Consider the following 11,381-nt stretch of genomic DNA (forward strand, 5'->3'; position numbering starts at 1 on the left):
ACTGCGGCAGGCCGCCTTCCCCTTTTCCCCGACGATCCACAGCCTCCAGCCTTGCCAGCCGTGCGCATTTGGGCGAATCCAGCTTCATGCTCCCGGCGATCTTTGGCTTATCGGGCCTCACTCTCAGCGATGACGAGCGCGCTTTCTTCCGCGATGCCGATCCGGCGGGCTACATCCTGTTTGGTCGCAACGTCGAAAGTCGCGCCCAGCTGCGCGCACTGACGGATGCGCTGCGAGAGCTGCACGGGCGGGAGCGCACGTTCATCTGCATCGATCAGGAAGGCGGCCGTGTCGCGCGGATGAAGCCGCCGGTCTGGGCGGCCTATCCGCCCGGCGCGGCGTTCGACCGGCTCTACGAACGCGCCCCGATCAGCGCGATCGAGGCCGCGCGCGCCCATGCCGAAGCACTGGGGATCGACCTTGCCGAAGCGGGCATCAGCGTCGATTGCCTGCCGCTGCTCGATGTGCGGCAGCCTGGCGCGCACGACGTGATCGGCGACCGCGCCTTGGGGCACGAGCCGCTGCGCGTGGCGGCACTGGGCCGGGCCATGCTGGAGGGCCTCGCACGCGCTGGCGTCGCGGGCGTGATCAAGCACATCCCCGGCCACGGGCGCGCCGGGGTGGATAGCCACAAGGAGCTCCCCACCGTCACTGCCAGTGCCGAGGACCTCGAAACCGACCTCGCGCCCTTCCGCAGCTTGAGCGACAGCCGGATCGGCATGACCGCCCATGTGCGCTACACCGCGTGGGACGACGAGAACCCCGCCACGCTCTCGTCCACGGTGATCCACGACGTGATCCGCACCCGCATTGGTTTTGACGGCCTGCTCCTCACCGACGATCTCGACATGCAGGCGCTCGGCGGCGCGGTGCCCGATCGCGCCGCGCGGGCGCAGGCGGCGGGCTGCGATATTGCGCTCAATTGCTGGGCGAAGATGGACGACATGGTCGGCATCGCGGGCGCGCTTGCGCCAATGTCTGCGGAGACCGCTGCACGGCTGGAGCGCGCGCTGGCTGCGACCGGCGATTTCAGCGCTCCGGCGGACCTCGCCCGGCAGGCCGAGCGCACCGAGACTCGCGACCGGCTGCTGGCACTCGCGGCGTGATCGAGGAAGCCGCCCTTGCTGCCCCGCTTGCGGGCGATGATTGGGACGACACCCCGCTCGAACTGCCGCCCGAAGCGCGCATCGGGGAGCCTGACACGCTGACGCTGGCCATCGACGGCTGGGAAGGGCCGCTCCATCTCCTGCTCGATCTGGCGCGGCGGCAGAAGGTCGATCTGCGCAAGATCTCGATCCTCGCGCTCGTCGACCAATACCTCGCTTATGTGGAACGCGCCGGGGCGCAGCGGCTTGAGCTTGCGGCGGATTACCTCGTCATGGCGGCATGGCTCGCCTGGCTGAAATCGCTGCTGCTCCTGCCGCGCGATCCCGAAGTCCAGCCGAGCCCCGAGGAACTCGCGCTGCGCCTGCAGCTGCGCCTCCAGCGCCTCGGCGCGATGCGCGAGGCGGGTGCGCGGCTCATGGCGCGCGACCGGCTGGGGCGAGATGTGTTCGCGCGCGGCGCGCCAGAGGGGCTGCGCGTCGACCGGCAGGTCAGCTGGCAGTGCGATCTCTTCGCGCTGATGCAAGCCTATGGCCATGTCCAGCACCGCAATCGGCCCGTTGTCCACATGGTCCGCGCGCGGCCGGTGATGACGCTGGAAGCGGCCATTGCGCGGGTCGAGGCGCTGATTGGCGCGGCGATCGACTGGACCGAACTCAGCCTTTTCCTCCCGGTGCAGGAAGTCGGCGGCGATCCACGCCTTGCTCGCTCGGCGCTTGCCTCCAGCTTTGTCGCCGCGCTCGAACTTGCCAAGCAGGGCAGGGTCGAACTGGCGCAGGAAGCGACTTTCGCGCCGCTGATGCTGCGCCGAGGGCGCGGATGAACCCGCCGGACGAAATCGAACGCGCGGTCGAGGCCGCGCTGTTCGCCGCCGAAGCGCCGATGACCGCCGAAGAGCTCTCGCGCCATCTTGGCGGGGCGGATGTAGCTCCCGCGCTCGAAGCGCTGGCCGCCCACTACGCCGGGCGCGGGATCGAACTCGTCATGCGGGGGACGAACTGGCACTTCCAGACTGCGCCCGATCTTGCTCACCTCCTGCGCCGCGAGCGCGAGGACGTGCGCCGCCTTTCGCGCGCGGCGACCGAAGCGCTGGCGATCATCGCTTATCACGAACCCGTCAGCCGTGCCGAGATCGAGGCGATCCGCGGCGTGCAGACCGCCAAGGGCACCTTGGACGTGCTGATGGAAGCGGGCTGGATCAAGGTTGCGGGCCGCCGCGAAGGACCGGGCCGCCCGACGATCTACGCGACGACGCCGGCGTTTCTCGCGCATTTCGGCCTCGAATCGCGGCGCGATCTTCCCGGGATCGAGGAACTGCGCGCGGCGGGCCTGCTCGATCCGGTCGAGGCGGTGTTTGCCGGAGAGCAGGACGTTGAAACGGGCGGGGAACCGGACGAGGAACCGGACGAAACACACGAGGCTTGACGAATCTTCGCTAGCTCGCTGGCAGTTTCGCGCAGGATGTCCTATCTGAAGGGACATAAAGGAGAATACCCATGGGCGCTCTGTCCCTTCCGCATCTGATCATTCTGGCGCTGGTTGTCCTCATCCTGTTCGGCCGTGGCCGCATTTCCGAGATGATGGGCGATTTCGGCAAGGGTATCAAAAGCTTCAAGCAGGGCATGAACGAGGGCGCGGACACGCCGCTTGTCCAGCCGCCTGCGCAGATCCAGCAGCAGCCGGTGGCCCCGGCCACGCCCGCCACTCAGCCAGAGCAGACCGGCTCCGGCCCCGCCGCCTGATCCAGCGCCCACCCCCGCACCCGATCAGGGCCTGATACGATGTTCGGCATTGCGCCAGACGAGATGCTCCTCGTCGTGATCGTGGCGATCATCGTCATCGGTCCCAAAGATCTGCCGCTTGCATTGCGCACGGCGGGGCGCTGGATCGGCAAGATTCGCCGTGTTTCCGGCCACTTTCGCACCGGCCTCGAAACGATGATCCGCGAGGCGGAGATGGAGGAGATGGAGCGCAAGTGGAAGGAACAGAACGCGGCGATCATGGCGGCTCATCCCGCCGCTGATCCCGCTGCCGGTCAGAGCGCCGAGGCAACCGCCGATCAGAACGATCCGCCGCCCCTCATGCAGGCGCTGCCCGCGCCCGCGCCGATCGATCCCGAAGTGGCCGCCGTCGCGCCTACCGAGCCACTGGCCGAGCCATTGGCCGAATCGGTTGGCGAAATGCTCCCCATCGCCGAACGCCCTGCGCGCGCCAGAAGCCCCGGTAGCGGCAGCGCATGATGGTCAGCGATATCGACGAGACGCAGGCTCCGCTGCTCGATCACCTGTTGGAGCTGCGCACCCGACTGCTGCGCTGCGTCTATGCCATCGCGATTGCCTTCGTGGTGTGCTTCTATTTTGCCAACCAGATCCTCGCGATTCTGGTCCAGCCGCTGGTTCATGCCTTTCCGGCGGGGCAGGGCAAGCTCATCTACACCAAGCTCTATTCGGCGTTCTTCGTCGACTTGAAGGTGTCGCTCTTCGCGGCGTTCCTGGTCAGCTTCCCGGTGATCGCCAACCAGCTTTGGGCTTTCATCGCGCCCGGGCTCTATGCGCGCGAGAAGAAGGCCTTCCTGCCCTTCCTGATCGCCACGCCGATCCTGTTCACGATGGGCGCGAGCCTTGCCTATTTCATCGTGATGCCCACCGCCTTCCGCTGGTTCATCGGCTTCCAGGGGGATCGCGGCGGCCTGCAGCTGGAGGCGCTGCCGGGGATCGAGGAATACCTCAACCTCGTGATGCAGTTCATCTTCGCCTTCGGGATCAGTTTCCTTCTGCCCGTGCTGCTGATGCTGCTGAACCGCGCCGGGATCGTCACCCGCGCGCAGCTCGTGGCGGCGCGGCGCTATGTGATCGTCGGCATCACCGCGATCGCTGCCGTGATCACCCCGCCCGATGTGCTCAGCCAGCTCATGCTCGCGATTCCGCTGATGATCCTTTTCGAAGGCACGCTCGTCGTGATGCGCTTTGCCGAGAACAAGGACGCCGCGGAAAAGGCCAAGGCCGAAATCGCCGGGGCCTGATCGGTCAGTATCGCGTCACACCGAATCCGTGCCGCGGAAAGTGCACGTGAACGATTCCGGTCAACGCGTGTTCGCGGCGGATCACGATGGTTCGGGTGTCGCAGCGCAGCAGGGTGCCGTGGCTTGGCATCACACCGTAATCGACCGGGGCCACGTTGACTTCGGTGCCGGGCGGGAAGGCGGGGATGTCGCTGGCCTGCTCGACGGGCAGCGGATCGGCGGCGTGGGCGGTGGCGAGCGCATCGTCCGCCGTGATCGCCTCGCCCGGATGCTCGCCGAACTTGCGCATGCGGTCCATCCAGCCGCTGACGCGGGTGTGGGCTGCGAGCCAGTCGGCCATGCCGCCGCCAGCGTGGATGAACCACAGCATGTGGTAGACCGCGAAATCGGCAACGCTGACGTCTGCACCGAACAGGCAGGCACGGCCATCGCCGAGCTGGGCCTCCATTTCGGCAAGGAACCGGGCGTAGCGCGCCTTGGCCTCATCGACGGCGGGACGGCGAACCTGCGCGCCCTGTGCGAAGTTCGCGCGGTCCTCGGCGAAAGCCTGCGCCACGGCAGGATCAGCAAAGAAATTCCCCATGTTCTCAGGCAGGAAGCGCAGCGTCACCGCAGCCCAGAACAGCTCGGTATCCACCCAGCGCGCTAGAGTTTGCACGGCAAGCAACTGGCTGGCGGGAAAGAGGCTGGGGCCGCTGCCCTTGCTGTCGAGGTATTCGGCAATCAGCGCGGTATCGCAGTAGACGTCCGCGCCGACCTGCAGCACCGGAATGCGCCGGTATCCGCCAGTGAGCGCAATGGTCGCCGGGCGCGGCATGACCATCGATACCTGCAGCGAGCGCCAAGCCAGCCCCTTGGCGCCGAAGATGGCCCGCACCTTTTCCGAGAAGGGCGATTCCGGGTAGTGGTGCAGGATCAGGTCGGTCATTGCCTTGGTTCCTCGGCTGGCGAAGCTGGTGTTCTATCCAGCCAAGGGCGGGTCCGTCCACCATGACTCGTGCGTGATCATCCGCCCTTCCGGCAATCGGTCAGGATGCGGCCGAAGTTGGTTCCGTTCACCGCGATGGACACGTCCTTGAAACTGTACTGCGCGTATTCCTGGACGGTCCCGCTGCCAAACTGGCCGCTCCCGGAACCTCCGTGAACGAAGCGCAGGGCGATGGTTTGCGGACTTTTCGGCAGCCCGGAAAGCAGCTGTTGCAGATTGACATAAACGTCTTGGGAGTTGCTGGCGGGAAGGCGCAAGGTTTCCGCTCCATTCGCGGCTGACTGTTGCCACGAACCAGCAGATGTGGCGGGAAATTCCGAGGCTGGATCAAACGCGGGCTGCGGATCACGATACACAACGGGCTCAGCCTGATCGAGCTTGTAGATCATGGCGTCGAGCGATGGCCCGGTGCCGCTGGAGTTCGAGCCTACCGAACTCGCCGTCAGGGTCAGTTCGTTGTTCTCGGGATGGGAGACGTTATGAACGCACTTTGCCACAAGGAACAGCGCGCCCGGCACGTCCTCCATCGGAAATCGTGCAGTAGCGGTCGAGGTCGTGATCCCGAGGAAACCGTCCTCGTTGCGAGTATAGTCAAACTGGTCCCCGCGCGGACCTGTCTCGATCGTGCAGGAAGCCAGTGCCGCCCCGGCCAGTGCAGCAAGGGCAAACGAAGGCAAAGCGATCGTTGCCACGCGCATGAAATTCGGGTCCATTGTCTGAAAGAACTGCGGGAAGCCCTGCAAGCAGCGGCCAGTTCCGGGACCTTATATCCGATTCATGCACTTGCAGGTTAACACCGTGCCCGCCCCTACTTCTTCACCGGCTCCGCACCCGCCGCGCCGCCATCGGGCTTGTCGGCATCCCAGACCTTGCCGCCGCCGACCCAGGTTTCAAACACTCTGGTCTTGCGGATGGCTTCGGGCGTGGCGATCATCGGGTCGGTATCGACGAAGATGAAATCGGCGCGCAGCCCCGGGGCGAGGCGGCCGAAGCGCTTTTCGGCGAATCCGGCGTAGGCGGCCTGCGCGGTGTATCCGGCCAGTGCCGTCTCGCGGCCGACGCGTTCCTGCGGCTGCCAGCCTTGCGGTGGCTGGCCGTTTTCGTCCACGCGGCTGATCGCGGCGGCAAAGCCGGCCCAGGGATCGGGGAGCTCGACCGGGCTGTCCGAGCCGAAGGCCAGCACCGCACCGTTCGCCTTCGCCGAAGCCCAGGCATAGGCCCCTGCCAGCCGGTTCGGCCCGAGCCGGGCCTCCGCCATCAGGCGGTCCGATGTCTGGTGGACGGGCTGCATCGAGGCGATGAGGCCGACCGACTTTGCCACCCGTGCGGCAATCGGCCAGTCAGCAGGATCGATCACCTGCGCATGCTCGATCCGCCAGCGCCGGTCACCCTTGTAGGTCTGCGCAAGGTCTTCCATCGCGCCGAGCAGCACCGCGTTCGCCTCGTCGCCGATGGCGTGAACGGCGATCTGGTACTGGTCCATCGCCGCGCGGCTCATCAGGTTGCCGAGCTGCGTCTGCGTGAGGCGGGGGAGGCCGCGCGTATCGGGCTTGTCTGCGTAGGGCGCCTTGAGCCAGGCCCCGCGCGAACCGAGCGCGCCGTCCATATAGAGCTTCACGCCGTTCAGCCGCAGCCGGTCGGCATAGAGCCATGGCGAGGGGCCGGGGCCGCCGATCTCGACCGTGTTCTCGATGCCCGAACCATAGGCCATGATCCGCACGTAGAGCGTGTTGAGGTCCCCCGCGCGGCGGAAGGTCTGCCAGTCTTCCATGGTCGAGCCCATGTCGGCCACGGCGGTGAGGCCGCGCCGGTAGAACTCGCGCTGGGCGAGCGCTAAGGCAGCGTCGTAATCGCGCGCCGTTGGCGGCGGGACATGCGCGCCGACGAGATCGGAAGCGTTGTCGACCAGCACGCCCGCCGGGCTGCCGTCGGCAAGGTGGATGATTTCGCCCCCACTGGGCGCTTTGCTTGCGGCGGTCACCCCGCCCGCCTTGAGTGCTGCGGTATTGGCCCAGCCGGCATGCCCATCGGCGCGTTCAAGCCAGATGGGGCGGTCCGCGACCACGGCATCAAGTTCTGCAGCGGTCGGAAAGCGGCCGAGCTTCCAGCGCTCCTGATTCCAGCCGCGCCCGATAAGCCACGGCCTGTCGGGGTGCGCCTTGGCATAGGCGGCGATTTTTTCGAGCGCCTCGGCAAGGCTGTTCGTTTCCGAAAGGTCGAGCGTCAGCGCGGCAAAGCCGGTGCTCATCACGTGAACGTGCGCATCGATCAGGCCGGGCAGCATGATCCGCCCCTTGCCGTCGATGCGGTACTGGAAACCCTTCTTCGGCGTCTTCTCGCCTTCGTGGATCAGCGCCTTCACCACGCCGGCATCGTCCATCAGCATGGCCTTGAACCGCTCGACATGGCCGTCCGCGCCGATGGTCTGGCCGGCCACGTTGTCGATCAGGGTGTCGGCGTGGGCGGGGGCGGCGAACGCCAAGGTAGCGAATGCGGCGAGGCCAAAACGGACCATCAGTTGTTCCCCCGGCGCGGCAGGCGGCGGATCAGGGCGCTCGTGTCCTGCCGTCCGCCGCCCAGTGCCTGCACATCGGCATAGAACTGGTCGATCAGCGCGGTGGTGGGCACGCTGGCCCCCACGCCGCGCGCTTCCTCGATGGCGAGGCCGAGGTCCTTGCGCATCCAGTCGACCGCGAAACCGAAGTCGAATTCGTCCTTCGCCATGGTGTGCCAGCGGTTGTCCATCTGCCACGATTGCGCAGCGCCGCCGGAGATTGCCTCAAACACTTTGTCGAGATCGAGCCGGGCGGCCTGCGCGAAGCGGATGGCCTCCGCAAGGCCTGCGATGGCACCGGCGATGCACATCTGGTTGGCCATCTTGGCCGTCTGCCCCGCGCCCGGCTTGCCGACATGGACCACGCGCTTGGCATAGGCGGACAGCACTTCGCGCGCCGCATCGACCGCCTTTTCGCTGCCGCCGCACATGATCGAAAGCGTGCCAGCCTCTGCGCCCGATTGCCCGCCCGTGACGGGCGCATCGACGCAGAGCAACTCCTTGTCGCGGCCCTCGACCGCAATCTGGCGGGCAATTCGTGCCGAAACGGTGGTATGATCGATGAACAGCGCGCCCCGCTTCAGCGTCGAAAACACGCCGGTGGGGCTGAGCACAACGTCCGAGAGATCATCATCGTTGCCGACGCAGGTGATCGCCACGTCCGCACCCTCTGCCGCTTCCGCCGGGCTCGTGGCCACGCGCACGGCAAGCCCCGGATTCGCGGCCTGCCAGGCCTGTGCCCGCGCCGGTGTGCGGTTGTAGATGGTGAGGTGATGGCCGGCAGTGCCGAGATGGCGGGCCATGGCCCCGCCCATTACGCCAAGACCAAGGAAGGAAACGTTGAGCGGTAGGGAAGCTGCGTCTGTCATGCCCGGCGTTCTAGCCGCTTTGCCGCGCGCTGCCAGCCAGAATCGCGCCACCTCCGCGCAAACGGTGCTTGCCGCGCGGTGGCGCAGCGGGCTAGCGCGCCGCCCATGTCTCGCACTTCTGGGCCTCGCACATCTGGATTCGCCGCGTTTGCCGCGCCTGCCTTCTGGCTCTGCCTGACCGGCGCGGTGACGCTGGCCTTGCTTCCCCACGCGACCAATCTTCCCGAACTGAACGACAAGGCGCAGCACATGCTGGCCTTCGGTACGCTCGCGCTGCTCGGCGCGTTTGCGTTTCCGCGCTTTCCGAAGCTCCACCTGGCCGAGCGGCTGTCGTTCCTCGGTGCGCTGGTCGAGGTGCTCCAGGCGATCCCCTCGCTCCACCGCGATTGCGATATCCGCGACTGGATCGCCGATACGATCGCGATCGTGGCCGTGCTGGCCTTGCTCCAGCTGTTCAATCTGCCCCGACGCAAGCGCTGATCGTGACGAAGGTTCCCTTCAGGGCAGGTTTCGACTAGGGGCCGTAGCCCATGAACACGACGACAACCGCCGCCCCGCTGCTGACCCTTGACGACGTGCGCGCAGCTGCCGCGCGGATCGCCGGACAGGTCGTGCGCACGCCCACGCTGCACAGCAAGACGCTGAGCGAGATTACCGGCGCGGAGATCTGGCTGAAGTTCGAGAACCTGCAGTTCACCGCCGCCTACAAGGAGCGCGGCGCGCTCAATGCGCTGCTCCAGTTGAGCGAGGAGCAGCGTGCGAAGGGCGTGATCGCGGCTTCGGCAGGCAATCACGCGCAGGGGCTTTCGTATCACGGCACGCGGCTTGGCATGCCCGTCACCATCGTGATGCCGCGCACCACGCCCACGGTGAAGATCATGCAAACCGAAAGCGTCGGCGGCAACGTCGTGCTCGAGGGCGAGACGTTCGACGAGGCCTATGCCCACGCCCGCAAGCTCGAGGCCGAGCGCGGGATGACCTTCGTCCATCCCTTCGACGATCCCCATGTGGCCGCAGGGCAAGGCACCGTGGCGCTCGAAATGCTGGAGGACGTCCCCGGGCTCGATACGCTGGTCGTACCGATCGGCGGGGGCGGCCTGCTTTCGGGCATGGGCACTGCCGCGCGCGGGATCAAGCCTTCGATCGGGCTGGTCGGCGTGCAGGCCACGCTGTTTCCCTCGATGTATGCCAAGCTCAAGGGCCTCGATCTGCCCTGCGGCGGCGATACGATCGCCGAAGGCATCGCGGTGAAGGAGCCGGGCACATTCACGTCCGCCGTGCTCAAGAAGATCGTCGACGATATCGTGCTGGTGAGCGAACCGGCGCTGGAAACCGCCGTCGCTGTGCTGCTGCAGATCGAGAAGACCGTGGTTGAAGGCGCGGGCGCAGCCGGGCTGGCCGCGGTGATGACGCACCGCAAGCGTTTTGCCGGGCGCAAGATCGGCCTCGTGCTGTGTGGCGGCAATATCGATACGCGCCTTCTTGCCAATGTGCTGCTGCGCGATCTTGCCCGCTCGGGGCGGCTTGCCCGCCTCAGGCTGACCTTGCAGGATCGGCCGGGCGCGCTGTTCAAGGTGGTGGAGGATTTCAACCGCCACCAGGTCAACATTCTCGAGGTCTGGCACAACCGCATCTTCACCTCGCTGCCGGCCAAGGGCCTTACCGCGGAGATCGAATGCGAGGCGCGCGACCGTGAGCAGATCGATCTGCTGGTCGCGAGCCTGCGCGCCAAGGGCTACGATGTGACGCAAGTGGAACTCGGTTAAGCCTCTTTCGTCACACTCCCGGCCGTTCGTATCCCGTTTCGGTACGGTCATCGGCCTGTCCTGGGCTCGGCTGCGAAATCCTTGCCGATTAACTACCTTTGATGGTTAATCGCTCTTTCACCAATCGCCCGGGTAAGGCATGTTGCCTCTGTCAGCGCTGCAGGATGGTCCTGCGGCGCGAGAGGATACCGCCCAGGCCGTGACTGCGCCCGTCCGCTTTCCCCGCTTTTTCGTGACGAGCCCGATGCCGTGCCCCTATCTGCCGGGGAAGACGGAGCGGAAGGTGTTCACGGAGCTCAAGGGCCCCAATGCTGACGAGCTCAACGATGCGCTGGGCCGCATCGGCTTTCGCCGCAGCCAGACGGTGGCCTATCGCCCCAGCTGCATCGATTGCTCGGCCTGCATTTCAGTGCGCGTGGTGGCGGGTGAGTTCGTGCCCTCGGCTACCCAGCGCAAGAACCTCAAGCGCAACAGCGATCTTGTCGTCTCCGCCTGCAAGCCGTGGTCCACGCCGGAACAATTCGAGCTGCTCCAGCGTTATCTGGCCGCGCGCCATCCCGGTGGCGGCATGGCCTCGATGGACGAGATGGATTTCGCCGACATGGTCGAGCACACCCCGGTCCAGAGCTTCGTGATCGAGTATCGCGAGCCTGGTGTCGACGGGAAGCCCGGCAAACTCGTCGGCGCATGCCTGACCGACCGTCAGGGCGATGGGCTGTCGATGATCTACAGCTTCTACGAACCCGATCATGCCGAGCGGCGGGGGCTTGGCAATTTCATCATTCTGGACCACATCCTTCATGCCGCCCGTATTGGTCTTCCCTATGTCTATCTTGGATATTGGGTCGAAGGATCGGCGCGGATGCAGTATAAGGTCCGCTACCGGCCGCTCGAACGGCTGGGCCGCGAAGGATGGGAACGCTTTGACCCCGATGAGCAGGCCCGCGCGATTGACCGCGCTGCGACCGCAGGGGGTGCAGATCGGCGAATCGCGGACGATACCGGCAAGGACGGTCTTGCCGCCGCACAGGCACAGTACCGCCAGATCTGAAGCCTGGCGGGCCTTCCTGCCGGCCCT

Annotated in this window: 13 protein-coding genes; 9 read left to right on the plus strand and 4 right to left on the minus strand. The window is 66.3% G+C overall.

What is annotated here, in order from left to right; genetic code table 11:
• Positions 1-86: 86 nt before the first annotated feature.
• From nagZ to tatC, 6 genes are all read left to right on the plus strand, one after another.
• Positions 87-1,106: a beta-N-acetylhexosaminidase gene (gene nagZ, locus ACODS2_RS04300; protein WP_488997706.1), complete on the plus strand. Its 1,020-nt coding sequence runs from the start codon at positions 87-89 to the stop codon at positions 1,104-1,106.
• The gene (locus ACODS2_RS04305) at positions 1,106-1,927 is read left to right on the plus strand and encodes a segregation and condensation protein A (RefSeq protein WP_488997914.1); all 822 of its coding nucleotides are present in this window, start codon (positions 1,106-1,108) and stop codon (positions 1,925-1,927) included. Before nagZ ends, ACODS2_RS04305 begins: the two co-directional genes overlap by 1 nt.
• On the plus strand, positions 1,924-2,529 hold the full coding sequence (gene scpB / locus ACODS2_RS04310; RefSeq protein WP_488997707.1) for an SMC-Scp complex subunit ScpB: 606 nt from the start codon (positions 1,924-1,926) through the stop codon (positions 2,527-2,529). The genes ACODS2_RS04305 and scpB overlap by 4 nt, the downstream gene beginning before the upstream one ends.
• Positions 2,530-2,600: 71 nt before the next feature.
• Positions 2,601-2,846, plus strand: a complete 246-nt coding sequence (gene tatA, locus ACODS2_RS04315) for a twin-arginine translocase TatA/TatE family subunit (protein WP_488997708.1) — start codon at positions 2,601-2,603, stop codon at positions 2,844-2,846.
• 39 nt (positions 2,847-2,885) lie between these two features.
• Positions 2,886-3,344 carry a Sec-independent protein translocase protein TatB gene (tatB, locus tag ACODS2_RS04320; RefSeq protein ID WP_488997709.1) on the plus strand — a complete coding sequence of 153 codons (459 nt, stop codon included), beginning with the start codon at positions 2,886-2,888 and terminating at the stop codon, positions 3,342-3,344.
• On the plus strand, positions 3,344-4,126 hold the full coding sequence (tatC, locus tag ACODS2_RS04325; protein WP_488997915.1) for a twin-arginine translocase subunit TatC: 783 nt from the start codon (positions 3,344-3,346) through the stop codon (positions 4,124-4,126). The genes tatB and tatC overlap by 1 nt, the downstream gene beginning before the upstream one ends.
• A 4-nt stretch (positions 4,127-4,130) precedes the next feature.
• Here tatC and ACODS2_RS04330 read toward each other — a convergent pair whose 3' ends face one another.
• From ACODS2_RS04330 to ACODS2_RS04345, 4 genes are all read right to left on the minus strand, one after another.
• The gene (locus ACODS2_RS04330; protein WP_488997710.1) at positions 4,131-5,054 is read right to left on the minus strand and encodes a glutathione S-transferase family protein; all 924 of its coding nucleotides are present in this window, start codon (positions 5,052-5,054) and stop codon (positions 4,131-4,133) included.
• A 77-nt stretch (positions 5,055-5,131) separates the two neighbouring features.
• Entirely contained in the window at positions 5,132-5,857 is a 726-nt protein-coding gene (locus ACODS2_RS04335; protein WP_488997711.1) for a hypothetical protein, read from the minus strand.
• A 65-nt stretch (positions 5,858-5,922) separates the two neighbouring features.
• Entirely contained in the window at positions 5,923-7,629 is a 1,707-nt protein-coding gene (locus ACODS2_RS04340) for an amidohydrolase (RefSeq protein ID WP_488997712.1), read from the minus strand.
• Complete coding sequence (locus tag ACODS2_RS04345) at positions 7,629-8,537, minus strand: NAD(P)-dependent oxidoreductase (RefSeq protein ID WP_298165622.1); 909 nt, start codon at positions 8,535-8,537, stop codon at positions 7,629-7,631. Before ACODS2_RS04345 ends, ACODS2_RS04340 begins: the two co-directional genes overlap by 1 nt.
• A gap of 105 nt (positions 8,538-8,642) precedes the next feature.
• Between ACODS2_RS04345 and ACODS2_RS04350 the strand changes: the two genes are divergently transcribed.
• The 3 genes from ACODS2_RS04350 (at position 8,643) to ACODS2_RS04360 (ending at position 11,354) form a co-directional block, all read left to right on the plus strand.
• The gene (locus ACODS2_RS04350; protein ID WP_488997713.1) at positions 8,643-9,017 is read left to right on the plus strand and encodes a VanZ family protein; all 375 of its coding nucleotides are present in this window, start codon (positions 8,643-8,645) and stop codon (positions 9,015-9,017) included.
• Positions 9,018-9,067: 50 nt separating this feature from the next.
• Positions 9,068-10,303, plus strand: coding sequence for a threonine ammonia-lyase (locus ACODS2_RS04355; protein WP_488997714.1), 1,236 nt, complete (start codon positions 9,068-9,070; stop codon positions 10,301-10,303).
• Positions 10,304-10,502: 199 nt separating this feature from the next.
• Positions 10,503-11,354 (plus strand): arginyltransferase, encoded by an 852-nt coding sequence (locus ACODS2_RS04360; protein ID WP_488997916.1) that lies wholly within the window; start codon positions 10,503-10,505, stop codon positions 11,352-11,354.
• Positions 11,355-11,381 lie beyond the last annotated feature (27 nt).

It is taken from the genome of Novosphingobium sp. FG137 (assembly GCF_057809735.1).